2 protein-coding genes are annotated in these 3,069 nt (G+C 38.9%); both read left to right on the forward strand.

What is annotated here, in order from left to right; genetic code table 11:
• The first annotated feature begins 129 nt into the window (after positions 1-129).
• A complete protein-coding gene (locus tag AC4IF5_RS16845; RefSeq protein ID WP_490736509.1) occupies positions 130-702 on the forward strand; it encodes a phage tail-like protein in 573 nt (190 codons plus the stop codon).
• A gap of 263 nt (positions 703-965) precedes the next feature.
• Positions 966-2,729: a phage tail-like protein gene (locus AC4IF5_RS16850; protein WP_490736511.1), complete on the forward strand. Its 1,764-nt coding sequence runs from the start codon at positions 966-968 to the stop codon at positions 2,727-2,729.
• Positions 2,730-3,069 lie beyond the last annotated feature (340 nt).

Genomic DNA, 3,069 nt, shown 5'->3' on the forward strand with positions numbered 1-3,069 from the left:
TTTTTTATTTAATAAAATCCTGTGTTGGTGATTAATGTTGTTTTTTTTCTTCATTTTTCCTTTGAGAATCCAAAATTAACATATATCTTTACTCGGAGAAAAAAAATTATTTTAAACACTAATACAACAATGAAAAAAAATGTATTTCTGCTGATTACCTGCGGTTTCAGTGTGCTATCCTTTGCACAGGTAGGTATAAAAAAAGACAATCCCTATGCCAGCGCCGATCTTGAATTAGGGTCAACTAACAAAACCTTACTGTTGAACAGGGTTCCAAACACAAATGCTGTCCCAAATCCTGTCAATGGTATGATGGTCTATGACCAATCTGAAGAATGTGTAAAAGCTTATCAATCTGATAAATGGTCCAAATGTTTGGGTAAAGGCCTGAATTCCAGAAGTGCAAAAGCATCCTCAGGTTCTTTTTCATTTTCATGTGCGTCAGCGATACTGTCCCCCAATTTAGTAGCAGGACAGGCTTATAAAGGCACCTTGACTATTCCTTATACTGGGGGATCAGGGAATCCTTATGAAGGACAAACCATTAAAACCAACGGATTGACAGCTGTTTTACCTGCCGGAAAATTGGCAACAGGGAATGGAAATCTTCAATATTCGGTTACCGGGACACCGGACAAAACTGATAATATAACATTTAATGTGAATATTGCGGGAAATACATGCTCAGCTGCTGCCAAATAATGTATATAAAATAAATAATTCCGGTAAATTCTGATAATTTCTTCAATATCAATCTAAATCTAAATAAGGAATACTCTGTATAAACTCATTTAAAAATTGATGGTATACCTTCAATTTTGATTAGGTAGGGATAAGAACTTTTCATTTAGATTAAAGCTTCACGGATTGATTTACCAGAATCTTTACTATATCATTATGCTTTTGCAATTGAAAAGGCAAGCCTATTTTATTGACAATTTTATTAAACCACAACAAATTAAAAAATGAAAAAAAAATTATTATTACCCATCTATTTTAGTTTGTGCTCATTTGCAGTAGCACAGGTTGGGATTAATCAACCTAATCCAAATCTAAGTGCAGACCTGGAATTGGGTTCTACAAACAAGAGCTTACTATTGAACAGAGTTCCTAATACAGGGGCTATTGCCAATCCAGTTAACGGAATGCTAATTTATGATGTAGAAGAACAATGCGTAAAGGCATTTCAAGGAGGTGCCTGGTCTCAGTGTTTCTGGAAAGACAATCCTGAGTTCGCTTTAACATGTGCCTCTGCCGTATTTGCTCCTCCTACTGCAACTCAGGGGCAATCTTATACCGGAACCTTAACAATTCCTTATACTGGTGGGGATGGAAGCGCATATCCAGGACAGACGATTCAGTCTAATGGATTGACTGCTACATTGGCACCAGGTACTTTTGCAGTTGGAAACGGAAGCTTGCAATTCTCAGTTACGGGTTTCCCTATTGCTTCCGGAACAGCAGTATTTAGTATCACTGTGAATGGAAGTACATGTTCTACCATTTCTATTCCTGTAAATCCTGGAACTCCGATCATCCCATCTAATATTACGCTGGAGGGAAGATATTTTATAGCTTCTATATTAGATCAGGATTATTCTCCATTTACAACACCTACAGGCCCTGCTACTACTGCCAGACCTGTACCGGCAGATGGAATAAATGAAACATTGGTTGATCTTCAGGGAGTTATTCCTACTTCTGGGTTAACGGTTCATATTCCGGCAACAGCAACAGGAAATGGGACTATCGGAGCATGGAGCCAGACTATTAATGTGCCTGCTAATCTTACAGAAGATGGTATTTCCAGAAATATTACCCTTTCATGGAGTTCTCAGTCTTATAATACTTCAACAAAATCAATTACAGCAACCCTTAAATCTGAAGTAGCAACATTGAATGCCCGTAAACTGGATATCAATGCCGGAATAGGAAATGACTATCTCGGAGTACTGCTGGGAAGATTCCTGATGCCTAATCAGGGAACACAGAAAGGATATGAAGTTCGTATTATTGCCGGAATTCCGGACAGAATGTTTAACCAGCCTGACAATCAGGGAGCTTTTAACCATAACTTCCTTTATCTTCCGGTACAGGCGGAGGATGGAAAGGTATGGCTGAATAACAATCTTGGAGCGGATTATACGAATACGCAAAGCCCTTCTTTCAATATTGCACAGCAAGCCGCTTCAGCAGTTGATTTCAAAGCATTTGGTTCGTTATTCCAATGGGGAAGAAAGCCGGACGGGCATGACCTGATCACATGGACCAATGCAGATACGGGTACAGGAGTTTACGGAACGACAAATGTAGCAGCTGATAATCCTGCAAATCCTTTGTTTATCCTGGGTGCTGATTGGAGACAAACGCAAAGCGGAACATTATGGCAAGATGGTTCTTCAGCCAATAATCCATGCCCTGTTGGCTTTAAGGTTCCTTCAGAAGCAGAATGGCAAAACTTCTTTAATATTGCAGTAGGTACCTCTGGTGCTGATGCTGCTGCAGCTAGTAAACTGGCACTACCTGCTACGGGATTTCGTAATAACAATTTTGGAACCGTTAATTCCCTTTCAGCAGCGAAATCGGGTAGATATTGGACCAGTACAAGTCCAACCACGCCACCGGCCCCATCATCTTTTATGATAACGATTCCAGGATTTGGAGGAGGTGTAAGCTCGTCCGGAGGAGATAAAGCATTAGGACAAACTGTTCGTTGTATTAAAGAATAAAAAAATTATAATCATCAATCACCAGAGGGTAGCCCTTGACTTTGTTGGCGGCTACCCAAAGTGATTAAAAATCATGTAAAAACTAATGATGCGCTTTCATTTCTATTGAAGGTAAAGATAAAACCTGAACTCTAATAGACAGTGATTGCCCGCCAACTGCACATCAGCGCAAACTTCTTTCAATTCCAAAACTCAGATGTTATTCAAGACATGCTTTACAGAGCAAAAGCTTTTCAGATGCTGTTGTTTTTAAAGCATACATTATTGTTATAAACAATTATTTCAATATGTAGTGAATAATAAAAACTACTCAACCCTAACCTAATACGCCTCTATCATC

Source organism: Chryseobacterium sp. UF-290 (genome assembly GCF_058245615.1).